The 25,405-nt window shown below is 67.3% G+C and carries 21 protein-coding genes and 1 pseudogene; 9 read left to right on the plus strand and 13 right to left on the minus strand.

Annotation, left to right across the window (positions count from 1 at the left end):
- The first annotated feature begins 168 nt into the window (after positions 1–168).
- Together QZL87_RS00285 and QZL87_RS00290 are read left to right on the plus strand one after the other, a co-directional pair.
- Positions 169–555, plus strand: coding sequence for an NADH:ubiquinone oxidoreductase subunit NDUFA12 (locus QZL87_RS00285; RefSeq protein WP_295322398.1), 387 nt, complete (start codon positions 169–171; stop codon positions 553–555).
- Positions 556–726: 171 nt separating this feature from the next.
- Positions 727–1,038, plus strand: a pseudogene (locus QZL87_RS00290) (DUF2155 domain-containing protein); the annotation flags it as partial.
- Here the strand turns inward: QZL87_RS00290 and aat are convergent.
- Entirely contained in the window at positions 999–1,784 is a 786-nt protein-coding gene (aat, locus tag QZL87_RS00295) for a leucyl/phenylalanyl-tRNA--protein transferase (protein ID WP_295327066.1), read from the minus strand. The pseudogene QZL87_RS00290 and the gene aat sit on opposite strands and share 40 nt — an antisense overlap.
- 5 nt (positions 1,785–1,789) lie before the next feature.
- Positions 1,790–2,620, minus strand: a complete 831-nt coding sequence (locus tag QZL87_RS00300; RefSeq protein ID WP_295322400.1) for a methyltransferase domain-containing protein — start codon at positions 2,618–2,620, stop codon at positions 1,790–1,792.
- A gap of 53 nt (positions 2,621–2,673) precedes the next feature.
- On the opposite strand from QZL87_RS00300, the gene QZL87_RS00305 reads away from it, so the two are divergent.
- Together QZL87_RS00305 and QZL87_RS00310 are read left to right on the plus strand one after the other, a co-directional pair.
- Positions 2,674–2,862 carry a hypothetical protein gene (locus QZL87_RS00305; protein ID WP_295322402.1) on the plus strand — a complete coding sequence of 63 codons (189 nt, stop codon included), beginning with the start codon at positions 2,674–2,676 and terminating at the stop codon, positions 2,860–2,862.
- Between the two features lies 1 nt (position 2,863).
- Entirely contained in the window at positions 2,864–3,424 is a 561-nt protein-coding gene (locus QZL87_RS00310; protein ID WP_295322404.1) for a demethoxyubiquinone hydroxylase family protein, read from the plus strand.
- A 4-nt stretch (positions 3,425–3,428) separates the two neighbouring features.
- On the opposite strand, the gene QZL87_RS00315 is transcribed toward QZL87_RS00310, so the two are convergent.
- The 6 genes from QZL87_RS00315 to QZL87_RS00340 form a co-directional block, all read right to left on the minus strand.
- Positions 3,429–4,925 carry a CpaF family protein gene (locus tag QZL87_RS00315; protein ID WP_295322406.1) on the minus strand — a complete coding sequence of 499 codons (1,497 nt, stop codon included), beginning with the start codon at positions 4,923–4,925 and terminating at the stop codon, positions 3,429–3,431.
- Positions 4,926–5,280: 355 nt separating this feature from the next.
- The gene (locus tag QZL87_RS00320) at positions 5,281–5,538 is read right to left on the minus strand and encodes an ATP synthase F1 subunit epsilon (RefSeq protein WP_295322408.1); all 258 of its coding nucleotides are present in this window, start codon (positions 5,536–5,538) and stop codon (positions 5,281–5,283) included.
- A 124-nt stretch (positions 5,539–5,662) separates the two neighbouring features.
- Positions 5,663–7,198: a F0F1 ATP synthase subunit beta gene (gene atpD / locus QZL87_RS00325; RefSeq protein WP_295322410.1), complete on the minus strand. Its 1,536-nt coding sequence runs from the start codon at positions 7,196–7,198 to the stop codon at positions 5,663–5,665.
- Positions 7,199–7,222: 24 nt separating this feature from the next.
- Positions 7,223–8,098, minus strand: coding sequence for a F0F1 ATP synthase subunit gamma (locus QZL87_RS00330; RefSeq protein WP_295322412.1), 876 nt, complete (start codon positions 8,096–8,098; stop codon positions 7,223–7,225).
- A 101-nt stretch (positions 8,099–8,199) separates the two neighbouring features.
- Complete coding sequence (gene atpA / locus QZL87_RS00335; protein WP_295322415.1) at positions 8,200–9,729, minus strand: F0F1 ATP synthase subunit alpha; 1,530 nt, start codon at positions 9,727–9,729, stop codon at positions 8,200–8,202.
- Between the two features lie 39 nt (positions 9,730–9,768).
- Positions 9,769–10,335, minus strand: coding sequence for a F0F1 ATP synthase subunit delta (locus QZL87_RS00340; protein ID WP_295322417.1), 567 nt, complete (start codon positions 10,333–10,335; stop codon positions 9,769–9,771).
- 281 nt (positions 10,336–10,616) lie between these two features.
- Here QZL87_RS00340 and QZL87_RS00345 point away from each other — a divergent pair, with 281 nt between their 5' ends.
- Positions 10,617–11,294, plus strand: coding sequence for a dienelactone hydrolase family protein (locus QZL87_RS00345; protein ID WP_295322419.1), 678 nt, complete (start codon positions 10,617–10,619; stop codon positions 11,292–11,294).
- A 228-nt stretch (positions 11,295–11,522) separates the two neighbouring features.
- Here QZL87_RS00345 and QZL87_RS00350 read toward each other — a convergent pair whose 3' ends face one another.
- A complete protein-coding gene (locus QZL87_RS00350) occupies positions 11,523–13,058 on the minus strand; it encodes a serine protease (protein WP_295322421.1) in 1,536 nt (511 codons plus the stop codon).
- Positions 13,059–13,452: 394 nt separating this feature from the next.
- Between QZL87_RS00350 and QZL87_RS00355 the strand changes: the two genes are divergently transcribed.
- From QZL87_RS00355 to QZL87_RS00365, 3 genes are read left to right on the plus strand one after another with little or no spacing between them, the layout of a single operon-like run.
- Positions 13,453–13,938: a DUF1203 domain-containing protein gene (locus tag QZL87_RS00355; protein WP_295322425.1), complete on the plus strand. Its 486-nt coding sequence runs from the start codon at positions 13,453–13,455 to the stop codon at positions 13,936–13,938.
- Complete coding sequence (ada, locus tag QZL87_RS00360) at positions 13,935–14,972, plus strand: bifunctional DNA-binding transcriptional regulator/O6-methylguanine-DNA methyltransferase Ada (RefSeq protein WP_295322428.1); 1,038 nt, start codon at positions 13,935–13,937, stop codon at positions 14,970–14,972. Before QZL87_RS00355 ends, ada begins: the two co-directional genes overlap by 4 nt.
- Positions 14,972–15,730, plus strand: a complete 759-nt coding sequence (locus QZL87_RS00365) for an isocitrate lyase/phosphoenolpyruvate mutase family protein (RefSeq protein WP_295322430.1) — start codon at positions 14,972–14,974, stop codon at positions 15,728–15,730. Before ada ends, QZL87_RS00365 begins: the two co-directional genes overlap by 1 nt.
- On the opposite strand, the gene QZL87_RS00370 is transcribed toward QZL87_RS00365, so the two are convergent.
- The 3 genes from QZL87_RS00370 to QZL87_RS00380 form a co-directional block, all read right to left on the minus strand.
- Positions 15,727–17,907, minus strand: a complete 2,181-nt coding sequence (locus QZL87_RS00370) for a primosomal protein N' (RefSeq protein ID WP_295322431.1) — start codon at positions 17,905–17,907, stop codon at positions 15,727–15,729. The two genes, QZL87_RS00365 and QZL87_RS00370, sit on opposite strands and share 4 nt — an antisense overlap.
- 205 nt (positions 17,908–18,112) lie before the next feature.
- Positions 18,113–19,210, minus strand: a complete 1,098-nt coding sequence (locus QZL87_RS00375; protein WP_295327071.1) for a PepSY-associated TM helix domain-containing protein — start codon at positions 19,208–19,210, stop codon at positions 18,113–18,115.
- A gap of 127 nt (positions 19,211–19,337) precedes the next feature.
- A complete protein-coding gene (locus QZL87_RS00380; RefSeq protein ID WP_295322432.1) occupies positions 19,338–21,509 on the minus strand; it encodes a TonB-dependent receptor in 2,172 nt (723 codons plus the stop codon).
- Positions 21,510–21,783: 274 nt separating this feature from the next.
- On the opposite strand from QZL87_RS00380, the gene QZL87_RS00385 reads away from it, so the two are divergent.
- Complete coding sequence (locus QZL87_RS00385; protein WP_295322433.1) at positions 21,784–24,093, plus strand: patatin-like protein; 2,310 nt, start codon at positions 21,784–21,786, stop codon at positions 24,091–24,093.
- A 171-nt stretch (positions 24,094–24,264) separates the two neighbouring features.
- On the opposite strand, the gene dnaJ is transcribed toward QZL87_RS00385, so the two are convergent.
- Complete coding sequence (dnaJ, locus tag QZL87_RS00390; RefSeq protein WP_295322435.1) at positions 24,265–25,395, minus strand: molecular chaperone DnaJ; 1,131 nt, start codon at positions 25,393–25,395, stop codon at positions 24,265–24,267.
- Positions 25,396–25,405: the final 10 nt, after the last annotated feature.

A 25,405-nucleotide genomic window follows, 5' to 3' on the forward strand; every position in this document is an offset into this window, starting at 1 on the left:
GCTTGTGCTGAGCTTGTCGAAGCACCGTCCTTCCCTTGGCGTCGCGGAAGAGGAGGACGGCCCTTCGACAAGCTCAGGGCAAACGGGGGGATAGGGACAGGTGAATCTCGGTTTCCATGGCGTTTGACGCTTGCGAAGCATCGCTCCTTGCCTGTAAACGCCGCAGCCATGAGCATTTTGGGCAAGATTTTCACCTGGTGGGACGGCGCGACCGTCGGCACGCTGCTGAACAGTTGGGCGCGCGGCGAGAAGGTCGGCGAAGACAGCCTCGGCAACCGCTATTTCCGCGCCAAGAAGGGCGGCCGCCGTTGGGTGATCTATAACGGACCCAATGATGCGAGCCGCGTGCCGCCCGAATGGCACGGCTGGCTGCACGGCACCTTCGACGAACTGCCGGCCGACGTGCTGCCCGCGCCGCGCGCGTGGGAGAAGGCGCCGAGCGCGAACCTGACCGGCAGCACCGGCGCCTATCGTCCCGCGGGCGCGCTCGAACGCGGCGGCCGTCGCGCCGCCGCGACCGGCGATTACGAGGCCTGGCGGCCCGGCGCCGACTGAGCTTCAGTGCGGCCGCAACCCCTCCGTATCGCGCTCCTGACGCTTGTCGCGACGGCGGCGCTCACCGCCTGCGACCGGACGCCGTCGAAGGGCGGCAGCGCGAGCGTCCCGACCGCCGCGAAATCCGAACGCGTACCGCAGGAAGTCGGCGGCATCGAGGGCGCGACCCCGATGGCCGAGCGCGTCGCCGTGGTCGGCCTGCTCAACAAGCGCAACGGGCTGGTCCGCGAGCTCGAGATGAAGCCCGGCGAATCGGTGCGCGTCGGCCGCGCGATCGTGCGGATGCGCGCGTGCGAAATGACCGCGCCGTGGGAAGATCCGCCCGAAACGGGGGCTTTCGTCCAACTGACCGTGCAGGACCAGCGCGACGACAAATGGCGCCGCGTCTTTTCGGGCTGGATTTTCCGCGAGCGGCCCGACCGCAATGTGATCGAGCATCCGATCTATGACGTCTTCGTCAAAAGCTGCGCGATGACATATCCGGGCGGCGAGCCGGTCGAGCGTTCGGCGCCCAAATCGGCGGCCGCGCCCAAGGCGTCGAGCGCGCCCCAGTCGCCCGCGACGAACGGCGGCGAAGGCACCGCGACCCCGGCGGCGCCTGCCGCTCCGGCGCCCGCTCCGGTCGCGCCGCCCAAGCTCGCGCCGCCGTCGCCCCCCGCCAACACCGAATAGAGCCGCGCGAGATAGTCGGCCTGGCGGATTTCGATCGCGCCGAGGCTGGCGAGGTGCGGCGTGATGAACTGGCAGTCGAGCAATTTCCAGCCGCCCGCGATCAGCCGCGCGACGAGGTGCGCGAGCGCGACCTTCGATGCGTCGCGCACGCGGCTGACCATCGATTCGCCGAAAAAGGCGCGGCCGAGCGTGACGCCATAGAGGCCGCCGACGAGTTCGCCGTTCCGCCAGCATTCGACGCTGTGTGCATGGCCGAGCTGGAACAGTCGGTCGTAGCTCGCTCTGATCACCGGGTTGATCCATGTCGTCGGCCGGTCGCCCGCGGGCTCCGCGCAGAGCGCGACCATGTCGGCAAAGGCCGCATCGGTGGTGACGTGAAAGCGGTCGGAAACGATGACCTTCTTCAGGCTGCGCGACAGGTGAAAGCCGTCCAGCGGCAGGATCGCGCGCAGCCGCGGCTCGACCCAATGGACCGACGGGTCGTCCGCCCCATCGGCCATCGGGAAAATCCCCTGCGCATAGGCGCTGAGCAGCAGCGCCGGATCGATGGACTCGATGGGCTTCAGCTTGCGGGCTTCACGAATTTGAGCGTCATGCGGTCCGATTCGCCGATCGCGACATATTTGGCGCGGTCGGTGTCGCCCTCGGTCAGGCTCGGCGGCAGCGTCCAGACGCCCTTGGGATAATCCTTGGTGTCTTTCGGGTTGGCGTTGATCTCGCTCTCGCCAGCGAGCTTGAAGCCCGCAGCCTCGGCAAAGGCGACGATCGAGCTTTTTTTCATATAGCCCGACTTTTCTTCCTTCGCGCTGTCGTCGCTCTCGTTCAGCCGGTGCTCGACGACGCCGAGCGTGCCGCCGGGCTTGAGCATCGCGAAGATCTGCTTGAACGCATCGGCCGCCTTGTCGGTGCCGCCGAAGCGCCAGTTATGGACGTTGCGGAAGGTCAGCACGACATCGGCGCTGCCGTCGGGGACTTTCGCGCCCGCGCCGGTGGCCGGAAACTCGGCGAGCTTGACCGCGCCATAGGTTGCGGCATCGGCGGCCTGCTTTTCCTTGATCCTGTTGAGCCCGCGCTCCCAAGGCGCCGCGGCATAGAGAGTGCCGCCGCCGGCCTTGGTCAGCGGGGCGAGGATTTCGGTGTACCAGCCGCCGCCGGGCCACAGCTCGACGACCGTGTCGCCGGGCTTCACGCCGAAAAAGGCGAGTGTTTCGGCGGGGTGGCGATATGCGTCGCGCGCGACGTTCGCGGGGGTGCGGGTGGGGGCGGCGACGGCGGCGGCGATCGCGTCACCCGCCTTTGGGGCGGTGTGGCCGGCATGGCCGTCATGCTGCATCGCTGCGGCGGGGGTCGCGATTGCGATGGCGACACTTGCAACAATCAATAGCGGACGCATATGGGGCACCTCTCTCCAGGGGAATGTCCCTGTTTGCGAAGGGATGCGCGGTAATGCAAGTGTCCATGCTGTCGGTGGGGATCGGCGCCGCGATCCTGTTCGGCGTCGCCGAGGTTGCGAACTGGCGCCGCAACAACCGCTGCGACGTCGAGCAGGTCGGATTCATGCCTTGGCGCGGGATCGCGCTGGCGTCAGCCGCCGTTGCGCTCTTTGCGACGGCGTTCTGGTTGGCTGGCAGATAATATGAAAACCGCGCGCGGCACGACGCTGATCGCGAGGTTGAAGTCGGGCGAAACGCTCGGCGACCGGGTGATGAAGGTCGACCATGCGGGCGAGCATGGCGCCGTCTGTATCTATCGGGCTCAACGCTGGTTCGCACGCATGCGCGCGCCCGACATGGTCGACGAACTCGATTCATTCCTGGCCCATGAACGCGGCCACCGCGCGCTTTTCGCTGCGGAATTGCGGCGTCGCGGGCGCGGTCGCTGCCGCAGCTATTTCTGGTGCGGTATCGGCGGCCTGATCCTTGGCACGATCACCGGGATCGCGGGACGCGGCGCGATCGCCGCGACGACGGTCGCGATCGAGCGCGTCGTGTTACGCCACATGCACGAACAGATTGTGGCGTTGCGGGGTATCGACGAGCCCGCGGTCCGGACGTTGGCGATCATCGTCGCCGAAGAACAGGAACATCATGATCTGTCGGCGGCCCGCCTGCCATCAGCGGGCTTCTGGCCGCGTCTGGTCGACCCGCTCGTGTCAGCGTCGACCGAAGCAGTAATCTGGCTTGGGATGCGGCTCTAGACGCTTAGAGGCACGCCTCGAGATAAGGCTGGTCAAAGCCATATTGGCGCGCCTTTTCCAGCGTATAGGGGCGCAGGCCCATTGCGCGATATTCGCCGACGATCTTGCCGTCCTTGTCCTCGTCGAGATATTCGAACTTGAACAATTCCTGCGTGACGATGACGTCGCCTTCCATGCCGATCACCTCGGTGACGTTGGTGACGCGGCGCGAACCGTCGCGCAGGCGCTTGATCTGGACGATCAGGTCGACCGAATCGGCGATCTGCTTCGAGATCGCCTCCTTCGGAATCTTGATGTCGCCCATCAGCACCATATTCTCCATACGGCCGAGGCATTCGCGCGGGCTGTTCGAGTGGAGCGTACACATCGATCCGTCGTGACCGGTGTTCATCGCGGCGAGCAGGTCGAAACATTCGGCGCCGCGAACCTCACCCATGATGATGCGGTCGGGGCGCATGCGCAGCGCGTTCTTGACGAGGTCGCCCATATGGATCGCGCCATTGCCCTCGAGGTTCGCGGGGCGCGTTTCGAGCGGCAGCCAGTGCGGCTGCTGCAGGCGAAGTTCGGCGGCGTCCTCGATCGTCAGCACGCGCTCGCCGGGGTCGATCATCTTGGAGAGGGCGTTGAGCATCGTCGTCTTGCCCGAACCCGTGCCGCCCGAGATGACGATGTTGAAGCGGCTGGCGCCCGCGATCTTCAGCGCGGTGCACATCTTCTGGCTCATCGCGCCCCATTGGCAGAGCATGTCGAGCGTGATCGGCTTGGCCGAGAATTTACGAATCGAGATCGCGGTGCCGCGCAAGCTGAGCGGAGGGACGATCACGTTGACGCGGCTGCCGTCCTTGAGGCGGGCGTCGGCGAGCGGCGTGGTCTGGTCGACGCGGCGGCCGACCATGTTGCAGATGCGCTGCGCGATCTGGAACAGATGCTGTTCGTCGCGGAACTGGATCGGCGCGATGACGAGCTGGCCCTTGCGCTCGACATAGGTCTGGTACGGGCCGTTGACCATGATGTCGCTGATGTCGGGGTCGGCGAGCAATTCCTCGAGCGGGCCGAAGCCGAGCAGTTCGTCGACGAGCACCTTTTCGAGCGCGAACTGTTCGCGGCGGTTGAGGGTGATGCGGAGCTCGGCGAGCACCTCGAGGATGATCGGGCGGAATTCCTCGGTCAGCTCGTCCTTGCTCAGCGTCGCGGCCGCCTCGGGGTCGACGCGTTCGAGCAGGCGCGGCAGCACCTGTTCCTTGATCTTGTGGACCGACGCCTCGAAGCCCTGCGCCTTTTCGGGCTCGGCCATTTCGGCCGAAGAGCGTTGGTTGAGCCGCTCCATCGCCTCTTCTTCGGGGGTCAGGTTCGACGGGATCGGCGGCGGAGCCTCGGCGGGCGCGGTGTCGATCGCGGGAAATTGCGCGCCGCCGGGCACGCCGGGGCCAGTCTGCATCGGCTTCGCCACGCCAAAGGCGGGGCGGCCAGCGGTTCCGGGGCGGCGTCCGAATGCACTCATCCGTTTTATCCTGCTTCGTATCTCATGCGGGAATGCCGCCGGTATCCCGGCGAAACCCCCATCCGACACGGTGAATAAGTCGGAAACTTTGACATTGTCCTAATGCGGCGGGACGGGAGATGCGGCGCAGCTCGGATTTCGGCTTTGGGGTGGGGGAGCGGTTGTTGCCTATAACCGTCGCCCCCGCGAAGGCGGGGGCCGCTGTCGGCTTACGCAACACCGCTGATTAAGGCCGCTGGCGGCCCCCGCCTTCGCGGGGGCGACGGCTAGTTTCGGCCGAAGCACGACATCATTCCCAAACGCAAAAGGCCCGCCTCCCTTCGGAAGCGGGCCTTTTGTGCGACGGGGCGTGCGGTCAGCCGGCGATATGTTCGGCCAGCACGGTGAGACCGGCTTCGTTGACCTCGGCGAAGCCGCCTTCGACCTCGATCACCTCGGGCTCGCCGCCCTGCGACGCATAGATGGTCAGCGGGCCGTTGCGCAGCGTCGCCATGAAGGGCGCATGGCCTTCGAGCACCGAGAAATCACCCTCGGCCCCCGGCACGGTGACCATATGGACGTCGGCGGACCGCTCGAGGCGGGCGGGGGTGACGAGTTCGAACTTCAGGGCCATGTTTGAATCTCCCCCCTCCCGCTTGCGGGAGGGGTCGGGGGAGGGATTGTTTCGTATCAAGCGAAGAGCCCGTCCCCCGACAGACCCTCCCCTAGCCCCTCCCGCAAGCGGGAGGGGAACTCGATTACGCCTCTTCGGCGAGCTTCGCGGCCTTGGCGACCGCTTCGTCGATGCCGCCGACCATGTAGAAGGCCGCTTCGGGCAGATGGTCATACTCGCCGTCGACGACGGCCTTGAACGACTTCACCGTGTCCTCGATCGCGACGAACTTGCCGGGGATGCCGGTGAAGACTTCGGCGACGTGGAACGGCTGCGACAGGAAGCGCTGGATCTTGCGCGCGCGGGCGACGACCAGCTTATCTTCTTCCGACAGCTCGTCCATGCCGAGAATCGCGATGATGTCCTGCAGCGACTTGTACTTCTGCAGCGTTTCCTGAACGCGGCGGGCGGTCTCGTAATGCTCCTGGCCGACGGTCGCGGCGGTCAGCACGCGCGAGGTCGAGTCGAGCGGATCGACCGCGGGATAGATGCCGAGTTCCGAAATCGCACGGCTCAGCGTCGTCGTCGCGTCCAAGTGGGCGAACGAGGTTGCGGGCGCCGGGTCGGTCAAGTCGTCCGCGGGAACGTAGATGGCCTGCACCGAGGTGATCGAGCCCTTGGTGGTCGAGGTGATGCGTTCCTGCAGCGCGCCCATGTCGGTCGACAGGGTCGGCTGATAGCCCACCGCCGAAGGAATACGGCCGAGCAGCGCCGACACTTCCGAACCCGCCTGCGTGAAGCGGAAGATGTTGTCGACGAAGAAGAGCACGTCCTGCCCTTCCTGGTCGCGGAAATATTCGGCCATGGTCAGGCCCGACAGCGCGACGCGGGCACGGGCGCCCGGGGGCTCGTTCATCTGGCCGAACACCAGCGCCACCTTCGACCCGTCGGGGGTCGGGTTGCCGTCGGCGTCCTTGGCGATGACGCCCGCGTCGAGGAATTCGTGGTAGAGGTCGTTGCCTTCGCGGGTGCGTTCACCGACGCCCGCGAACACCGACACGCCGCCGTGGCCCTTGGCGATGTTGTTGATCAGTTCCTGGATGAGAACGGTCTTGCCGACGCCGGCGCCGCCGAACAGGCCGATCTTGCCGCCCTTGGCATAGGGGGCGATGAGGTCGATGACCTTGATGCCGGTGACGAGGATCGCGGCTTCGGTCGACTGGTCGACGAATTCGGGAGCCTTGGCGTGGATCGGCGCCTTGAGGTCGGTCGTAACGGGGCCGCGCTCGTCGATCGGATCGCCGATGACGTTGAGGATGCGGCCGAGCGTCTGCGGCCCGACGGGGACCGAGATCTGCGCGCCGGTGTCGGTCACCGGCTGGCCGCGGGTCAGGCCGTCGGTCGCATCCATCGCGATCGTGCGGACGGTGTTTTCGCCGAGGTGCTGCGCGACTTCGAGGACGAGGCGGTTGCCGTTGTTGTCGGTTTCGAGCGCGTTCAGAATTGCCGGCAGCGGGCCGGTGAACTGGACGTCGACGACGGCGCCGATGACCTGTGCGACGCGGCCGGTTGCGGTGCCGGTGGCGGCGGCCTTCGGAGCGGCGGCCTTCTTCGGCGCAGCAGCCTTGGGCGCGGCGGCCTTTTTGGCGGGTGCCTTCTTTTCAGCGGGAGCGGTAGCCATGGTCTTCTTCCTTGGGTTGATCGATTAGAGCGCTTCGGCGCCCGCGATAATCTCGATGAGTTCGGTGGTGATCGCCGCCTGACGCGTGCGGTTGTAAACGATGGTCAGCTTGTTGATCAGCTCGCCCGCGTTGCGTGTCGCATTATCCATCGCGGTCATCGACGCGCCCTGCTCGGACGCGGCGTTTTCAAGGAGGCCCTTGAAGATCTGGATGGTGACGTTGCGCGGCAGGAGGTCGGCGAGGATTTCCTCTTCGCCCGGCTCATATTCGACGGCGGCGCCGCTCGATGCCGGCGCTTCGGCGGGCGGCGGAACGGGGATCATCTGCTGCCCGGTCGCGATCTGGAGCAGCGCCGAGCGGAATTTCGAGTAGAAGAGATGCGCGACGTCGAACGCGCCGGCTTCGTAAAGCTCCATCAGCTTCGCCGAGATGTCGCTCGCCTGTTCGAAGCCGATGTCGCGGATGCCGGTGGTCTCATACTGCTCGATGATCTGGCCGGGGAAGAGGCGTGCGATCACCGGGCGTCCCTTGCGGCCGACGAGGTAGAAGAGAACCTTCTTGCCCTCGGCCTGCAGTTCGAGCGCCTTGTCGCGCGCGGCCTTGACGATGTTCGAGTTGAACGCGCCGGCAAGGCCGCGGTCGCTGTTGAGCACGACGAGCAGGTGCGTGTCGCTCTTGCCGGTGCCCGAAAGCAGCTTCGGCGCCGAATCCGACGCGCCGACCTTCGACGCGAGGCTCGCGACGACGCCTTCGAGCCGCTCGGCATAAGGGCGCGCGGCTTCGGCAGCGGCCTGCGCCTTGCGCAGCTTCGCGGCGGCGACCATCTTCTTGGCCTTGGTGATCTTCTGGGTCGATTTGACCGAGACGATGCGCCCTTTGAGTTCCTTAAGCGATGCCATTACGGCCCCTTTAATTCGTCATCCCAGCGAAAGCTGGGATCGGTATCGGACTGTCACTCCATCCCGGAAGCGATCCCAGCTTTCGCTGGGATGACGGAAACTTACGCGAAAATCTTGGCGAAGGCGTCGAGCGCCGCGACCAGAGCCTTCTTGGCGTCGTCGCCAAGATCCTTGGTGTCGCGGATCGTCTTCAGCACATCGGCATGATCGCTGCGCAGATAGGCGAGCATCGCCTGTTCGTAGCGCGACACGTCGGTGGTCGCGACATTGTCGAGATAGCCGTTGGTGCCCGCGAAGATCGACGCGGTCTGCTCTTCGAACGGCATCGGCTGGAACTGCGGCTGCTTCAGCAGCTGCGTCAGGCGCGCGCCGCGGTTGAGCAGCTTCTGCGTCGACGCGTCGAGGTCCGAACCGAACTGCGCAAAGGCTTCCATTTCGCGATACTGCGCGAGTTCGAGCTTGATCGAGCCCGACACCTTCTTCATCGCCTTGGTCTGCGCGGCCGAACCGACGCGGCTCACCGACAGGCCGACGTTGATCGCGGGGCGGATACCCGCGTTGAACAGGTTGGTTTCGAGGAAGATCTGGCCGTCGGTGATGGAGATCACGTTGGTCGGCACGAAGGCCGACACGTCGCCCGCCTGCGTTTCGATGATCGGCAGCGCGGTGAGCGAGCCCGAGCCATTGTCCTCGTTCATCTTCGCGGCGCGCTCGAGAAGGCGGCTGTGAAGATAGAAAACGTCGCCGGGATAGGCTTCGCGGCCCGGCGGGCGGCGGAGCAGCAGCGACATCTGGCGATAGGCGACGGCCTGCTTCGAAAGATCGTCATAGACGATCACCGCGTGCATGCCGTTGTCGCGGAAATATTCGCCCATCGTGCAGCCGGTGTAGGGCGCGAGGAACTGCAGCGGAGCGGGCTCCGACGCGGTCGCGGCGACGACGATCGAATATTCCATCGCGCCATTTTCTTCGAGCTGGCGGACGATCTGCGCGACGGTCGAACGCTTCTGGCCGACGGCGACGTAGATGCAGTAGAGCTTCTTCGATTCGTCGTCGCCGGCGTTCGCCTGCTTCTGGTTGATGAAGGTGTCGATCGCGACGGCGGTCTTGCCGGTCTGACGGTCGCCGATGATCAGTTCGCGCTGGCCGCGGCCGACGGGGACGAGCGCGTCGAGCGCCTTGAGGCCGGTCTGGACGGGTTCGTGGACCGAGGTGCGCGGGATGATGCCCGGTGCCTTCACCTCGACGCGCATGCGCTTGTCGGCCTTGATCGGGCCCTTGCCGTCGATCGGGTTGCCGAGGCCATCGACGACGCGGCCGAGCAGGCCCTTGCCGACGGGGACGTCGACGATCGTGCCGGTGCGCTTGACGGTGTCGCCTTCCTTGATCTCGGCGTCGCTGCCGAAGATCACGATGCCGACATTGTCGGCCTCGAGGTTGAGCGCCATGCCCTGCACGCCGTTGGCGAATTCGACCATTTCACCGGCCTGGACATTGTCGAGGCCGTGGACGCGGGCGATGCCGTCGCCGACCGAGAGCACCGAACCGATTTCGCTGACCGTGGCGTCGGTCCCGAAATTGGCGATCTGGTCCTTGATGACCTTGCTGATTTCAGCGGCGCGGATTTCCATTATTCAGCCTTTCATCGGGGCAATTGGGCGTACGGGCTTTCAGCCCTTCATCGCCTGCGCGAAACTATTGAGACGGGTACGGATGCTGCCGTCGATCAGCTGGCTGCCCAGCTGGACGACGAGGCCGCCGAGGATGGCGGGATCGACGGTCGCCGCGACGGTGACGTCGCGCCCGACACGGGATTTGAGGTTCGCGGTCAGCTCCTTGAGCTGCGCGGCGGTGAGCGGGTGCGCGCTGGTGACCTTGGCGGTCACTTCGCCGCGGTGATCGGCGACGATCGCGTCGAACGCGCCGATCATGCCGGGCAGGTCGGCGAGGCGGCGGTTTTCGGCGAGCACGCCGAGGAATTTGGCGGTCAGCGAATCGAGCTTCAGCGCCTTGGCAACGGCGGCGATGGCGTTCGCGGCGTCGGCGCGGCCGACGACGGGGCTGGCGATCAGCGCCGACAGGTCGGTCGAATCGGCGAGACCCGCCTTGAGGGTGCCGAGGCTCTTCTGAACGGCGTCGATGGCGTTCGATTCGCGGGCCAGATCGAACAGCGCGCTGGCATAGCGGCCCGCGAGGCCCGCCGTGATGTTGCCCTGAATGCCGCCGGAATTCTCCACGCGCGAAAGTCCTTTTCCTACGATCCCGAGGGGGATGGCTGCGCGGATTGCCCGGCATCCGGAAATGCCCCCCGCTGCAAAGTCGGGGCGCGCGTAGCAACGATTTTGCCGCAATGCAAGGCGGGGGTTGGGGACTCAAACTGCCATCGCTCTGCCGTTCGCCCCCCGCCTTCGCGGGGCCGGGCTCCGAGCTTGTCGAAGGGCCGCCCTTCCTTCAAAGGTTGAAAGAAAGAAGAACGGTGCTTCGACGGGCTCAGCACGAACGGACGAGAGGGAAATCGATGGGCGAGATGATCCGGATGACGATGGACGATGGCGCCGAAATCGCGGTCTATCATGCGCAGCCAACGGGCGAACGCCGCGGCGGGCTGGTGCTGGTGCAGGAGATTTTCGGGGTCACCGATCATATCCGCGAACTATGCGATGAATATGCCGCCGACGGCTATGAAGTGCTCGCCCCCGCGCTGTTCGACCGCGAGCATCCGGGGTTCGAAAGCGACTATTCGGGGCCGCAGTTCGAACGCGCGGTCGAACTCGCGCGCAAGCTGCACCCGTTCGAGCAGAGCCTGAAGGATGCGCAGACGTGCATCGACGCGCTCAAAGGGAAGGGGCCGGTCTTCATCACCGGCTATTGCTACGGCGGCTCGGTCGCGTGGCGGATGGCGCAGATCAGCCCCGACCTCGCGGCAGCATCCGCCTATTATGGCAGCCTGGTTCCGACGCAATTCGCCGATCAGGCGCCCGCCTGCGCGGCCATCGCCCATTTCGGGCGCTTCGATGGCGGCATCCCGATGGAGGGGGTCGAGGCTCTGATCGCGAAGCAGCATCCGACCGCGCAAATCTTCGTCTATGAGGCGGGGCACGGCTTCAACAGCGACCGCCGCAAGGATTATCACGAGCCGAGCGCGGATCTGGCGCGCGAACGAACGCTGATGCTGTTCAGGGCATGCGGGGGTTGAAAGCAAAGGCAGCGGAGGCGCTGGCCCTTATGCTTCGTTCGGACTCATGCGGCGCCTGACATCCGGTTCGGGGTGGGGAGCGGACATTCCAATAAACCGTCGCCCCCGCGAAGGCGGGGGCCGCCGTCGGCCCTTTCCTGCGTCGCTGCGTAAACCGACAGCGGCCCCCGCCTTCGCGGGGGCGACGCCTTGCTTCCAGTCGAATCAAGACCGTGGCCCCTTTTCGCGTCAGGGCGCAGGATTCGCCGCCGCACCGTTCGCCGGCTGGCAGCGATAGACGAGCCGTTCGTTAGGGGTGCCGGGAAGCGCGCTGCGGATCGCGTCCTGCTGCGCGGCGAGCCCTGCGAGTTCCTCGGGGTCGGCGGTGCAGCTCTTGAGCGTGACCGTCGCACGCGTTTCGCGCGCCTTCGCCATCGTCTCGGCGTCGAGCAGATAGCGTTCGACGCGATAGTCGCGCCCCGCCGCATCGATCGACGCGACGGTGACGGTCGCTTCCTCATTGGGGACGAGGATGCGCTGCCAGCGGTCGTCGGGCCCCTTCGTATATTGGGTGCGTCCGTTGACGCAGCCGCCCTTGCCGATGCTGATCGGCACGTCGGTCGTCGCCGACACGGTGATGCGGCTGCGGTCGGGGCGGATCGTGCAGAGCAGGCTGCCCTGCGCCGTTTTCGGCGCGTCGGTGGCGGGGGTCTTCGCCGCTTCCTCGGCGATTTCGGCATGCGCGTCGGGGCGCGTCGTGAACAGCACCGCCGCGACCAGAATCAGCGCGGTGCCGGCGCCGCCCGCGATCTTCGCCTTGCGCATATTCTTCTGGCCGTAGAACATCAGCCCCGCGCCCGCCGCGAGCGCGCCGATCACGAACAGCACGCCCGCGAGCGCGATGCGATTCTCGCGCGCGACGAGCGCCTCGTCCTCGGCGCGCGCCTCCCTGAGCTCGCGGTCGAGCTTCGCGGCGGCGTTCTTCGCGGCATTGGCTTCGGCATCGGCGCGCGCTTCGGCGTCGATCGCGGCGCGGCTCCGCGCGTCGGCCTCGGCCATCGACAGGCAGGGGGTGCCGACGCTCGTATATTGCTGCCCCGCATCGGCGAGGAAGCGCATCAGCTCGCGCCCGGCGATGGCGAAGGCGAAGGGCGAATCGCCGTCGTCGGCGCGCGTGATCGCGGTGTTGATGCCCGCGATGCGCCCGCACTGGTCGACGAGCGGGCCGCCCGAATTGCCGCGCGAGATTTTTGCGGTGTGGATCAGCATCGCGACCCCGTCGACCGACTGCAGGTTCGACATATTGCCCTCGCTGCGCGTCGGGGTGCGCGGGGTGATATAGTCGTTGGCGCTGCGCGCGGTCGCGAGGTCGACATTGCCCGGATAGCCCAGCGCGACGACGTCGGCGCCCGATTCGAGCGGTCCCGTATAGATGGCGGCGGCCGGCAGCCGTCCCTCGGTGATCTCGACGAGCGCGAGGTCGCGCGCGGTGTCGATCGCGATCAGCTTGCCCGCGAAACTCTTCTTCCCCTCCGACGGGACAACGCCGAGCGCGACATTGCCCGGGTAGCGCGCTGCCGATTCGACGACATGCGCGTTGGTGACGATGCGCGTCGGCGAGATCGCGATGCCGCTGCCATGGCCGAAACCGACGACCTCGCCGTCCATCATCGCGACGGTGACGACGCGCACGACGCTGCGCGACGCGGCGCTGATGTCGTCGGCGGCGCGCGCCGGAAGGGTGAGGGCGAAGAGGGCGAGCAGCAGGGCGAGCAGGCGGGTCATGGCGCGCAGCCTAGCCGCGTGCGAAGCGAAGGCAAGCGTCGGAGAGGTTTTGGATGGGGCAAAGGACGGTCTGCCTTGGGGTGGAGCGCGGGCGTTGCGATTCATCAAGCCCCTCCCCTTCAGGGGAGGGGCAACGAAGACTTGGCAGCTTGCTGCCTAGTCGCAGTGGGGTGCGGGCCATCGGCCTTGCGCAAGGTTGCGGACCCCCACCCCAAACCCTCCCCTGAAGGGGAGGGGCTTTCTTCTCTCAACATCCGCAACCGGCTGTTTGCCGCCATTCCATAGCGGAAGGTTTCGGGAATCCGCTCGCCGTTGCTTTGAACGCAAGCATCGGGACGCGGTGCGGATCGCGCTGTGGCATTCCCCCTCCAACAGCCGAGAAAGGATGTTTCCGATGACCTATTTGATCGAGGGGCTTTGCCCCGATCGCTTTGCGCCCTTGTTCGCGCTCGACGACGCGAGTCTCGCCGCGATCAACGCGCGGCGCGTCACCGCGACCGCGGACCGCGGTTTTCCGTGCCGCATCAGCCTGGAGGATGCCAAGGGGGGTGAGGAGCTGATCCTGCTCCACCATGTCAGCCACGACGTCGCGACGCCCTATCGCAGCGCCTATGCCATCTATGTCCGGCCGGGCGTCTCGGCGGGGCGCTATCGCGATGAAACTCCGCCGGCGTTCGAGGGCCGGACGCTCGCGCTGCGCGCCTTCGATACCGATGGCATGCTGCGGACCGCGCGGCTTGCGGGACCGGGCGAAGCCGACGGCGCGATCCGCGACCTGTTCGCCGATGCGGGCATTTCCTATATCGACGCGCATAACGCCGCATATGGCTGTTTCGCCGCGCGGATCGAAAGGGACGAGCCCAAAGGGAGCGGGAAATGAGCGCCGCCGACATCATGACCGACGACGATCGCTGGGCGGCGGTGCTGCGCCGCGACCGCGCGCTCGACGGGCGCTTCGTCACCGGGGTGCTCACGACCGGCATCTATTGCCGGCCGAGCTGCGCCGCGCGGCATCCGCTGCGCGAAAATGTGCGTTTCTTCGCCGATGGCGCCGCGGCGCGCGCGACGGGGCTCCGCCCGTGCAGGCGCTGCATGCCCGATGACGTCGCGCGCGACGAAAATGCGGTGATCAAGGCCATCGCCGCGATTAAGCAAAGCGAGGAGCCGCTTGCGCTCGCCGATCTTGCGGCACGCACGGGCTATTCGCCGACGCATTTCCAGCGCGTCTTCACCCGTCACACCGGCCTGTCGCCCGCAGCCTATGCCCGCGCGCTGCGCGAGGAGCGCGCGCGCGGGGCGTTGAGCGAGGGCCATCGGGTGACCGACGCGATTTACGACGCGGGCTTTTCGGGGCCGTCGCGCTTTTACGAGAATATGGAGGGACGCATGGGTATGACGGCTTCGGCCTGGGTGAACGGCGGCAAGGGCGCGACGATCCACTGGGCGGTGGTGCCGACCAGCCTCGGCGACATGCTCGTCGCCGCGACCGGCAAGGGCGTGTGCCGTCTGAGCTTCGCCGAGGGACGCGAGGCGCTCGAGGAGCGTTTTCCCGCGGCCGAGCTGATCGAAGGCGGCGAGGAATTTTCGGCGCTGCTGCGGCAGGTCGTCGATGCGGTCGAGGCGCCGGTGAACGGCTTCGACCATATCCCGATCGACGTGAAGGGCACGGCCTTTCAGGAAGCGGTGTGGCGCGAGCTTCGCAAGATTCCGGCGGGCGAGACGCGGAGCTATTCGGACATCGCCGCCGCGGTGGGCAAGCCGAAGGCGGTGCGCGCCGCGGGCAGCGCCAATGGCGCAAATAATGTGGCGGTGCTGATCCCCTGCCACCGCGTCGTGCGCAGCGACGGGTCTTTGGGCGGCTACGCCTATGGTCTGCCGATCAAGGAAGAATTGCTGAAAAGGGAGAGTTTTTGATGACCGACAAGATTGCCGAATTTCGCGCGTTGCACGTTCCAGGCGACCCGCTGATCCTGGTCAACATCTGGGATGCGGGGAGCGCAAAGGCGGTGGCGGGTGCGGGCGCGAAGGCGATCGCGACGGGGAGCTTCGGCGTCGCGGGCGCGCAGGGGCGCGCCGATGGCGAGGATTTCCCGATCGAGGATGTGTTCGAAAATCTGGACCGCATCCTGTCGGTCACCGACCTGCCGGTGACGATCGACATGGAATCGGGCTATGGCGCCGATCCGGCGGCGGTCGGCGTCTCGGTCGGCCGCGCGAAGGCGGCGGGCGCGGCGGGGATCAATATGGAGGACCGGCTGCCTGGCGCGAACGAGTTGCTTCCCGTTGCCGAAGCGGTTGCGCGCTACCGTGCCGCCGTGGACACCGGCATCTTCGTCAACGCACGCTGCGACACGTTTCGCGGGGCCGATGCGGCGAAAGACGGAGCGGCGCTCGTCGCCGCGACGCTCGAACGCGCGCGCGCCTATGCCGATGCCGGGGCGGGCTCGCTGTTCGTGCCTTTTCTGCTCGACCCCAAATGCATCGGCGCGATCTGCGACGCGTCGCCGCTGCCGGTGAACATCTTGCGCGGCAAGGGCGGGCCGACGCACAAGGAACTCGCCGCGTTGGGCGTCGCGCGGATCAGCCACGGGCACCAGCCCTGGGCCGCCGCCATGGCGTGGCTGACGGCGCAGGCAGCGCAGGTGATGGGCGGCGCCGAACCCGATTATTAAACGAAACTATAGGGGTCGATGTCGATCGCGAGCCGCGCCTTCGATGACCATTCGACGCTGTCCACCCAGTCGCGGATCGTGCCTTGCAGGTCGAAGCTGCGCGGGGCGTGGAGGAGGAGGCGGAAGCGGTGGCGGCCGCGCAGCATCGCGAGCGGCGCGGGGGCGGGGCCATAGACGGCGAGGCCGTCGGCGACGGGGGCTTTCGCACCCAGCCGCTGCGCCTGCCCGCGCGCGACCTCGATATCCTCCGACGAGATGACGAGCGCGGCGAAGCGGCCATAGGGCGGCGCGCCGGCGAATTTGCGCGCCGCGGCCTCGGCCGAATAAAAGCCGTCGCGGTCGTTCGCGACGAGGGCCGCCATCACCGGCGCTTCAGGGACGCGCGTCTGGATCAGCACTTCGCCGGGCTTGACTCCGCGCCCCGCGCGTCCCGCGACCTGCGCGATCTGCTGAAAGGTGCGCTCCGACGCGCGCAGGTCGCCGCCGTCAAGGCCGAGGTCGGCGTCGACCACCCCGACGAGCGTGAGGTTCGGGAAATGATAGCCTTTGGTGACGAGCTGGGTGCCGATGATGATGTCGACCAGGCCGCCCTCGACATTGTCGACGAACTCGGCGACTTTGGCGGGCGACCAGAGGGTGTCGCTGGTGACGATGGCGACGCGCGCTTCGGGAAAGCGTGAACTCACCTCGTCGGCGACGCGCTCGACCCCGGGGCCGCAGGCGACGAGGCTGTCCTCATCCTCGCATTCGGGGCAGAGCCGCGGCGGCGGCATGACATGGCCGCAATGATGGCAGGCGAGGCGGTGGACGAGGCGGTGCTCGACCATCCACGCGGTGCAGTTCGGGCACTGGATGCGGTGGCCGCAGGTGCGGCAGAGGGTCAGCGGCGCGAAGCCGCGGCGGTTCAGGAAGAGCAAGCTCTGCTCGCCCTTTTGCAATCGGTCGGCGAGCGCGTCGACGAGCGGCGGCGCGAGCCAGCGGCCGCGGTCGGGCGGATCCTGCCGCATGTCGATCGCCGAAAGGCCGGGCAGGGTCGCGCCGCCGAAGCGCGCCGGGAGGAGGATGTGGCGATAGCGCCCCGCCTCGACCATCGCGAGGCTTTCGAGCGCGGGGGTCGCGCTCGCGAGCACCACCGGCAGCCCCTCGAAATGCCCGCGCATCACCGCGACGTCGCGCGCGTGATAATGGACGCCGTCTTCCTGCTTGAAGCTCGTCTCATGCGCTTCGTCGACGACGATCACGCCGAGCTTTGCATAAGGCAGGAAGAGCGCCGAGCGCGCGCCGACGATGATCTTCGCCTCGCCCGCCGCGATGCTGTGCCAGGCGCGGCGGCGTTCGGTCGAGCGGAGGCCCGAGTGCCACGCGACGGGCTCGCAGCCGAAGCGCGCGGCGAAGCGCGTCAGCATCGGTTCGGTCAGCGCGATTTCGGGGAGGAGGACGAGCGCCTGTTTTCCCGCGTCGATCGCGGCGGCGATCGCCTCCATATAGACTTCGGTCTTGCCCGATCCGGTGACCCCGTCGAGCAGCAGCGTCTCGAACTTCGCGGCGGCGACCGCTTCACGAAGCTGCGCTGCCGCGGCCGTCTGCTCGTCCGACAGGTCGGGCGGGGCGAAGGCGGGATCGGGTTCGGGATAGGGCTGATCGGCCGACACCGCCACCGCTTCGAGCGCGCCCGCGTTGACGAGCCCACGGATCACCGCCTCGCTGACTTCGGCGAGCGCGGCGAGTTCGCGCACGAGGCCCTGCCGGTTGCCGATCTTTTCGAGCGCGACCGTCCGCTGCGGCGTCATCCGCGCGGGCAGCTCGCCGGTCGCGCGATATTCGACGATCGGACGCCGCGCGTCGGCAAAGGCGGCGCCGGGGAGCACCATGCGCAGCACCGATCCCGGCGGGGCGAGATAATAGTCGCTCGTCCATTCGATCAGGCGGCGGAGCGGCGCCGCGACGGGCGGCACGGGCACGATTTCATAAAGATTGCGCAGCCGATTGTCGCCGACCGGCTCGGGCGCGCCGAAGCTTTCATCCTCCCAAACCACCCCGCCCAGCCGCCGCGGCCCGAGCGGCGCGACGACGACGCTGCCGAGCGGCGCCTCGCTCTCATGCGGCACGCGATAGTCGAGCGGGCCGAGAGCGGCGGTCAAAAGGAGGACGCGGGCGCGGGAGCGATACTGTTCCATGGGGCTGCGCAGGATATAGGGCGGCGGGTGAAATAGGAAAGCGCCGAGGGCGGCTTCCGGCCGAAAACCAATCGTCGCCCCCGCGAAGGCGGGGGCCGCTAGCGGCAATACTCGGCGGCGTTGCGTAAACCGACAGCGGCCCCCGCCTTCGCGGGGGCGACGGTTATAGGCAACGTCAGCTCCCCAACCCCAAAACCGCCCCGGCCTATGTCGAAGCGAGCGCCGCCTTCTTCGCCGCCCGCTTCGCCGGTTTCGGCCGCTTGAACCAGAAGGTCCACACCGCGAGGCTGCCGAGCAGCGTCAGCGACAGGCCCGAGATCGTGAGCAGGATGCGCCACGTCCAGCCGCCGACCTTCGAGGCGTGGATCGGAAAGGCCTTGTTGAACGCCTGCGCGCCGCTCGGCATCGCGAGCGCGTCGCGCGCGCCGAGCACGTTGCCCGTCGCGGCGTCGAAGGCGAGCGTCGTGCGGCCGTTGGGCAGCCATTCGGCGGGCTGCTTCATGCGCAGGCCGATCGGGTCGCCCGCCTTGCGCGGCAGGCTGAGGATGCGGAACTCGGCGTCGGGGAAACGCCGCCGCGCTTCGGTCAGCATCGCGGTGTAATCGGGTTTGGCGGCGAGCGGGCCGCTCCTGTATTTCGGCGGTTCCATGGCCTTCGCGGCCTCGGCGGGCGAACCGAAGGGCGCGATCATCGCCATCGCGAACGGGCGGAAGATCATCATCGTGCCGGTGACCACCGAGATCAGCAGCAAGGGCGCGACGATGATGCCGAGGTCGCGGTGGTGCATGACGATCGCGGGCCGGCTCATCCGCTTGGGCCAGAGGCGCAGCTGGAAGGTCTTGCGGGTGCGCCACCATAGGATCGCGCCGCTGATCACGAAAAAGAGCCCGCACAGCCCCGCGACGCCGATCACCCATTCGCCGCTGTCGCCCGCGAAGAGATGATGGTGGAAGTCGAAGATCCACAGCTCGGGCCGCTCCCACTGGCTCGCCCAGCGCGCCGCGATGTCGCCCGACTGGCTGGCATAGGCGCCCGCGCCCGCATTGCCCTGGCCGCCGAAGCGCAGCTGGTGCAGCCCGAACCGTTCGTCGGCATAGATGATGCCCTGCGCGCCCGGCATCGCCATCAGCTTTTCGGTGGTCGCGGCGACCGTCGCGAGGTCGCCGCGCAGCGGATCGCCCGCGCCCGGCACCCCGATCCACAGATGTTCGTAAAGCAGGATCGTGCCCGACAGGCCCATGAGCGCCAGCACGAGGCCGATCAGCCCCCCCGTCCAGCGATGCAGCGTGTCGAGCAGCTTGATCATGCGGTCGCCGTTTCAGAACCGTCGTCATTGCGAGCGGAGCGAAGCAATCCAGGGCGGTTTTGCGCCGCTCTGGATTGCTTCGCTCCGCTCGCAATGACGACGGGTTGGGACGGAAAAGCCATGGTCAGAACCGGTAATCCCACCCCAAGGTGAAGGTGCGTCCGCGCCCGGCGAAGTTGAAGAAATTGTCGGTCGGCCGCTGGGTGTCGCTCGCGTAGCTGATATATTGCTTGTCGAACAGATTCTGCACCGCGAGGCTGACGCCGCCGAGGCTCGTCTGATAGCGGAGGAAGGCGTCGGTCAGATTATAGCCCTCGAAATCGTTGCGCGCGTCGCGGCCGGGCCCGCGGAAACTGCGCGCGAGATAGAATTGGGTCTGGATGCGCGCCGACACGGGGCCGCTGGCAAAAGCGGCGGCGAGGTTGAGCCGGTCGGGCGAGATGTTCGCGCCGTCGAGGTCGGTATCGACGACGCCGTCGTCGTCGGTGTCGGACTGCCCCGTAATATGGGCATAGCCAGTCGACAGCGTCAGCCCGTCGATCGGCATGCGGACGGAAAGGTTGATCTCGAGCCCCTCGATCTCGACGCGCTCGCGCTCGACGGTGAAGATGCCGTCGCCGCCCGCGCGCAGCCGCTGGCCGTTCTTGCTCGTCGACCAGAAATAGGTCGCGCTGGCGTCGAGCGGGCCGCGTTTCACCTCGACGCCGACCTCGCGGTTGTTCGACACGATGGGCGAGATGTCGAGGAAATCGTCGATGTCGACGCCGGCTTCGCCGACCGCGCGGGTGATACGGCCGACGTCGGGTGCGGTATAACCCTCGGCATAGCTCGCATAGGCGCGAATGCCCGCCAGCGGCTCGACGATGATCCCGCCGTTGATCAGCACATCCTCGAAGCCGGGGCTGCCGCCCGCGACGTCGACGCCGCCATAGGTCGCGGGATCGCTGCCGTCATAGGTCGTCGCCGCCAGCGTGTGATAATCGGCGATCTTGATCTTCACATTTTCATAGCGCGCGCCGCCGGCGAGGCGCAGCGCGCCGTCCAGCAGCTTGAGATTGGCCTGGCCGAAGGGCGCGAAGCTGCGGAATTCGGTCGGCGGCACCCACGCGCGATCGGTCGCGATCAGCCTTTGCTCGGTCGTGTCCCACAGCGCGTCGAAACCGGCGATCAGGGTCAGCGCCTCGAAACCGGGGACCGCGCGTTCATAGCTCAGCTTGCCGCCGATCTTGCGGCTGCGGTTCTGCGACTGGTCGAATAGCGTGCCTTCGGACGCGATCGCCGGATCCTGGAAGCTCGCGATCGGATTGGGCTCGCCGCCGAAGGTGTCGCGGCTGCGGTTCCAGAAGATCTGGCTGACGAAATTGCCGCCGCCAAAGTCGGTGTCGGTCAGCGACAGCGCGACGCTTTCGGTGCGGTTGGTCGCGGGCACGCCGGGGGGCAGGCCGCGCTCGGCGCTCGTCGGCAGCCCGCCGATCTTGTCGCCTTCGACGGGGGCGTAATCGCCATCGCCCTCGAGCTCGAAACGGCTCGCGATCAGGTCGAGCCGCATCGTGTCGGTCACCGCATAGCCGAAGCGACCGAAGAGCGAGAGCGCCTTCGAATCCATCGTCTCGCCCTGCGTCAGGTTGATGCCCACCGGGCGACCCTCGCCATCGCGGAACAGGCCCCGCAGTTCATAGGCCGCGCCGACCGAGGCGTCGAAGCGCCCCGCCTTATACTGGACGAGGCCCGCGGCCTTGCCGCCCATGCCGGCGTCCGAAAATTCATTGTCGGCGGTCGCCTGCAGCAGCGCGCGGCCCGATACGCCCTCTTCGGCCGGCGCGCCGACGGTGACCTGGTTGACGATGCCGCCGGTGCCGCCGATCCCCTGCAGCGCGTTCGATCCGAAGATGACCTCGACCCGGTCGATGAAGAAGCCGTCGATGGTGAAGCCGTCGCGGCTGCCGTCGCGCAGCGGGGTCGATTGCGGAATGCCGTTGATCGCATAGAGCGGCGCGCGGCCGCGCAGCGTTTCGCCCGCGCCCGACAATTTCTGCCGCGTCGGCGAGAAGCTGGGGGTCAGCGTCGCGACCGCGTCGGTCACCGAGCCCGAAATCGCGATCTGCTGGTCGAGCGCCTCCTTGTCGATCATTTCGATCGTCAGCGGCAGCGCGTTCGGCGGCAATATGGTGCGCGCGGCGGTGACGACGATCGCGTCCTCGCCCTCCGCCGTGTCGGCGGGTGCGGCATCCTGCGCGAAGGCGGGCGACGAAAGCGCCGTGCAGGCGAGCGCGGCGAGAGCGAATTTGCGATTCATCATGGACTCCTGTTTCGGAGCGCGCGCTAGTGCGACACATTCGCAAAAGCAAGGGGTTTCGCGTGGGGGCTATGGGTGGCGGTCGGAAGTCGTCGCTCCTCTTTCTACCTCGTCATCCCCGCGAAAGCGGGAACCCAGCGCGCGCGTAGGCTGATCCCGCACTGGGTTCCCGCTTTCGCGGGAATGACGAATCCTTGGTGCGTCGTCTCCCCACTTCCATACCCCCTCGCGCAAGGGGTGACGCGAACCATCAAACCCCGCTATCACCCGGCTCATGCGGGAAAAGGAACTGCGCTTCGCCCTGATTTGCTACGGCGGCATCAGCCTCGCCGTTTACATGCACGGCATTACAAAGGAGATATGGCGGCTCGCCGCGGCCTCGCGCGCCTTTCACGACGGCGAGGCGATCGCCGGGTCGGGCGGCGTCTATCGCGACCTGCTCGCCGCGATCGCGGAGCATGGCAATATCAAGCTGCGCATCCTTCCCGACATCATCGCGGGCGCGAGCGCGGGCGGGATCAACGGCATCTTCCTCGCGCGCGGGCTCGCGACGGGCAAGTCGCTCGATCCGCTGACCGAACTGTGGCTGAAGGACGCCGACGTCGACAGCCTGCTCGACCCCGACGCGCGGCCCTTGTCGGCAATGACCAAATTCTGGGCGGTGCCGATCGCGGGCTGGGCGATGAAGCGGCGCGGCAATGCGATCGACCGCACCGTCGGCGAAACGGCGCAGGACGAGGTGCGCGCGAAGCTGTCGCGCTTCGTGCGCGCGCGCTGGTTCGAGCCGCCCTTCGGCGGCGAGACCTTCACCAACCTGCTCCTGGACGCCTTCGACGCGATGGATGCCGGGCCGCACGGGCCGCCGCTGGTGCCCGCCGCGCAGCCCATCGACCTGATCGTCTCGGTGACCGATTTCGCCGGGCACAAGGAAGAGCTGACGCTCAACAGCCCGCCGCGCGTGACCGAGCAGGAACATCGGCTGGTCATCCATTTCCGGCACGACGGCCGCGCGGGCAAGCGGCTCGACGACGTGCCCGCGCTCGCCGCCGCGGCGCGCGCGACCGCGAGCTTCCCGGGCGCCTTCCCGCCCTTCACGCTGCGCGAGCTCGACGCGGCGCTCGAAAAGCGCGGCACCCGATGGCCGGGGCGCGACGCCTTCATCCGCGCGCAATTGCCGCGCGCGGATGAAGGCGACCCCGCCGACCGCGTGCTGATCGACGGCGCGGTGCTCGCGAACGCGCCCTTCCGCCCGGCCATCGCGGCGTTGAAGCAGCGCCCGGCGCGCCGCGAGATCGACCGCCGCTTCATCTATATCGACCCCAAGCCCGATTATAAGGCGATCAGCATCGGCGAGCCGGGCGAGCCCGGCCAGGAGGGCCAGCTGCCCGGCTTTCTGCCGACGATCCTCGGCTCGCTGTCGGCGATCCCGCGCGAACAGCCGATCCGCGAGAATATCGAGATGATCGAAGGCATGTCGCGCCGCATCCGGCGCATGCAGCACATCATCGACGCGATGAAGGTCGAGGTCGAGGAGCAGGTGGCGGCGCTGTTCGGCACGACCTTCTTTCTCGACACGCCGACCCCGGCGCGGCTCGCCAAATGGCGCGCCAAGGCGCAGGACCAGGCGGCGGCGCGCGCGGGGTTCGCCTTTGCGCCCTATGGTCACCTCAAGCTGTCGGCGGTGATCGACGAGATCGGCAACATCGTCGACCGGCTCGTCCCGCCCGAAGGGCCGGTGCATGTCATCAACCGCCGCATCGCGATGTGGACCGAGGCGCGCGCGCGCGGGCTCGACCGGATTTCGGGCCGGAAAGGCGCGGGCGCGAGCAGCGCGGCGATCGAGTTTTTCCGCACCCACGACCTCGGCTTCCGCATCCGCCGCCTGCGCTTCCTTGCCCGCGAACTCGACGCGTCGGTCGAGGCGACGCGCGAGAAGCGCGACCCGGTGTGCGAGGAGATGCGCGAGACGATCTTCGCCGCGCTCGGCCAATATCTGGAGCGCGAGGGCGATAGCTGGCTCGCCGACCTCGACGTGCCCGCTGACGCCGGGCCCGGCCACTGGATCGACGCGATCGCCGCGCGGCGCGACCTCGTCGCGCTCGACGCCGAAACCGACGTCGTCATCGCGGCGGCGCTCGAGAAGCTGCCGAAGGACGACCGGCGGACGATGCTTTTCGCCTATCTCGGCTATCCCTTTTACGACATCGCGACGCTGCCGCTTTTGCAGGGCGAGGGGTTCGACGAATTCGACCCGATCAAGATCGACCGCATCTCGCCGTCGGACGCGACCGCGATCCGCACCGGCGGCGCGGCGGCGATGCTCAAGGGGGTCGAGTTCAACAGCTTCGGCGCCTTCTTCAGCCGCGCCTACCGCGAGAACGATTATCTCTGGGGGCGGCTACACGGCGCCGACCGGCTGATCGACATCGTCGCGAGCAGCGTGACCGGCGACGGCGCGGTGGCGGGCGACGATCTCAAGGCGATCAAGCGCCGGGCCTTCCATGCGATATTGGACGAGGAGGAAGGACGATTGCCGAAGGTACAGGCGTTGATCGACGAGATCAGGGGCGAGGTCGGGACATAATTCCTTCTCCCCTTGGGGGAGAAGGATAGGGAGCCTTGTCGCGAAGCGGCTAGGCGGACTTGGATGAGGGCGGGAACGCTCCGGGAGCGCGAGGCTCCATACCCTCACCCAGCTTCGACTAGGCGCTTCGCGCCAAGTCTGCGCAACCCTCTCCCCCAAGGGGAGAGGGATTTAGTCCGTCAGATCGTCCCACATATCCTTGATGCGCCCGAAAAAGCCCTGGCTTGCCGGGCATTCCTCGCCGGTCTCGGTCTCGCGGAATTCGCAGAGCAGCTCCTTCTGCCGCGCGCTGAGCTTCGTCGGCGTCTCGACGTCGATCTGGACGACGAGGTCGCCGTGGCCGCGGCCGTTCAATACCGGCATGCCGGCGCCGCGCTGGCGCAATTGCTTGCCCGACTGGATGCCCGCGGGGATCGCGATGTCGTGCTTCTTGCCGTCGAGCCCGGGAATGCTGATCTCGCCGCCGAGCGCCGCGGTGGTGAAGCTGATCGGCGCGCGGGTGAAGAGCGTCGTGCCCTCGCGCTCGAAGACCTTGTGCCGCGCCATGTGGAGGAAGATGTAGAGGTCGCCCGGCGCCGCGCCGCGCGCGCCGCTCTCGCCTTCGCCCGACAGGCGGATGCGCGTGCCCTCATCGACCCCGGCGGGGATGTTGACGGTCAGCGTCTTGCGCCGGTCGACGCGGCCTTCGCCGTGGCAGCTATTGCACGGGTCGGCGATCACCTCGCCCGCGCCCTGACAGGCCGGGCAGGTGCGTTCGACCATGAAGAAACCCTGCTGCGCGCGCACTTTGCCGTGGCCGGCGCAGGTCGAACAGCGGTGGGTCGAGGTGCCGGGCTTGGCGCCCGATCCGTCGCACGTCTCGCAGCGCGCGGCGACGTCGACCTGAATTTCGCGGCTGCAGCCCGAAAAGGCGTCCTCAAGCCGGATTTCCATGTCGTAACGCAGGTCGGCGCCGCGCGCGGGGCCGCGCTGCTGGCGCGCGCCGCCAAAGGCCGAACCGAAGATCGATTCGAAAATATCGCCGATGTCGCCGAAATCGGCGCCGTTGCCGCCGCCGAAACCGCCCGCGCCGCCATTGACGCCCGCCTTGCCGAAGCGGTCGTAGGCGGCGCGCTTCTGCGGATCCTTCAGGCAGTCATAGGCTTCGCTGATCGCCTTGAAGCGCGCTTCGCTGTCGCCGCACCCCGGATTCTTGTCGGGGTGATATTTCATCGCAAGCTTGCGATAGCTCGCCTTCAGCGCGGCATCGTCGGCGGTGCGTTCGACTTCGAGAAGTTCGTAATAATCCATGTCGAGCGACATAATTCAAATA

The organism is uncultured Sphingopyxis sp., from assembly GCF_900078365.1.
GTDB lineage: Bacteria > Pseudomonadota > Alphaproteobacteria > Sphingomonadales > Sphingomonadaceae > Sphingopyxis.

Excerpts from the sequence above, each read along its gene's own strand:
- QZL87_RS00300 (WP_295322400.1), bottom strand. The coding sequence starts at position 2,620 with ATGCGTCCGCTATTGATTGTTGCAAGTGTCGCCATCGCAATCGCGACC.
- QZL87_RS00355 (WP_295322425.1), top strand. The coding sequence starts at position 13,453 with ATGACCTATTTGATCGAGGGGCTTTGCCCCGATCGCTTTGCGCCCTTG.
- QZL87_RS00370 (WP_295322431.1), bottom strand. The coding sequence starts at position 17,907 with ATGGAACAGTATCGCTCCCGCGCCCGCGTCCTCCTTTTGACCGCCGCT.
- ada (WP_295322428.1), top strand. The coding sequence starts at position 13,935 with ATGAGCGCCGCCGACATCATGACCGACGACGATCGCTGGGCGGCGGTG.
- QZL87_RS00350 (WP_295322421.1), bottom strand. The coding sequence starts at position 13,058 with ATGACCCGCCTGCTCGCCCTGCTGCTCGCCCTCTTCGCCCTCACCCTT.
- QZL87_RS00305 (WP_295322402.1), top strand. The coding sequence starts at position 2,674 with ATGCAAGTGTCCATGCTGTCGGTGGGGATCGGCGCCGCGATCCTGTTC.
- atpA (WP_295322415.1), bottom strand. The coding sequence starts at position 9,729 with ATGGAAATCCGCGCCGCTGAAATCAGCAAGGTCATCAAGGACCAGATC.
- QZL87_RS00380 (WP_295322432.1), bottom strand. The coding sequence starts at position 21,509 with ATGAATCGCAAATTCGCTCTCGCCGCGCTCGCCTGCACGGCGCTTTCG.
- dnaJ (WP_295322435.1), bottom strand. The coding sequence starts at position 25,395 with ATGTCGCTCGACATGGATTATTACGAACTTCTCGAAGTCGAACGCACC.
- atpD (WP_295322410.1), bottom strand. The coding sequence starts at position 7,198 with ATGGCTACCGCTCCCGCTGAAAAGAAGGCACCCGCCAAAAAGGCCGCC.
- QZL87_RS00310 (WP_295322404.1), top strand. The coding sequence starts at position 2,864 with ATGAAAACCGCGCGCGGCACGACGCTGATCGCGAGGTTGAAGTCGGGC.
- QZL87_RS00365 (WP_295322430.1), top strand. The coding sequence starts at position 14,972 with ATGACCGACAAGATTGCCGAATTTCGCGCGTTGCACGTTCCAGGCGAC.
- QZL87_RS00315 (WP_295322406.1), bottom strand. The coding sequence starts at position 4,925 with ATGAGTGCATTCGGACGCCGCCCCGGAACCGCTGGCCGCCCCGCCTTT.
- QZL87_RS00330 (WP_295322412.1), bottom strand. The coding sequence starts at position 8,098 with ATGGCATCGCTTAAGGAACTCAAAGGGCGCATCGTCTCGGTCAAATCG.
- QZL87_RS00320 (WP_295322408.1), bottom strand. The coding sequence starts at position 5,538 with ATGGCCCTGAAGTTCGAACTCGTCACCCCCGCCCGCCTCGAGCGGTCC.
- QZL87_RS00385 (WP_295322433.1), top strand. The coding sequence starts at position 21,784 with ATGCGGGAAAAGGAACTGCGCTTCGCCCTGATTTGCTACGGCGGCATC.
- QZL87_RS00285 (WP_295322398.1), top strand. The coding sequence starts at position 169 with ATGAGCATTTTGGGCAAGATTTTCACCTGGTGGGACGGCGCGACCGTC.
- QZL87_RS00345 (WP_295322419.1), top strand. The coding sequence starts at position 10,617 with ATGGGCGAGATGATCCGGATGACGATGGACGATGGCGCCGAAATCGCG.